Origin of the sequence: Winogradskyella ouciana (assembly GCF_009709615.1) — a bacterium.
GTDB classification, from domain to species: domain Bacteria; phylum Bacteroidota; class Bacteroidia; order Flavobacteriales; family Flavobacteriaceae; genus Winogradskyella; species Winogradskyella ouciana.
Map to the genome: position 1 here is coordinate 1 of NZ_WJYA01000069.1, position 278 is coordinate 278.

General features: G+C 49.3%; 1 protein-coding gene. It reads right to left on the bottom strand.

The annotated features are described in order from the left end of the window. The coding region (locus F1003_RS18610; protein WP_162307006.1) for a glucose PTS transporter subunit EIIB at positions 1 to 278 on the bottom strand (278 nt) is incomplete at both ends.

The window sequence follows — 278 nt, forward strand, 5'->3', positions numbered from 1 at the left end:
AGTGACGCGGAGACGGGTGGCGCAGTTGGTGACCTCCGTAATATTGTCCTTTCCGCCCAGCGCTTCAATATACAAAGCGGCTGTATCCCGCTGTGTTTCGTCTGCCGCCGCTGTTTCTTTTGAAGCCTGCTTCCGTTCTCTGTACTCCTTTTTCGAATAGAGCTTTGTTTCCTGCCCTTCCTCTTTTTCTCTGCCCGGTGTGGCGATGTTGAATTTGAGAATGAGGAAACGGAAGACGAAAAAGTAAATAGCGGTAAAACACAACCCGATGATGATCT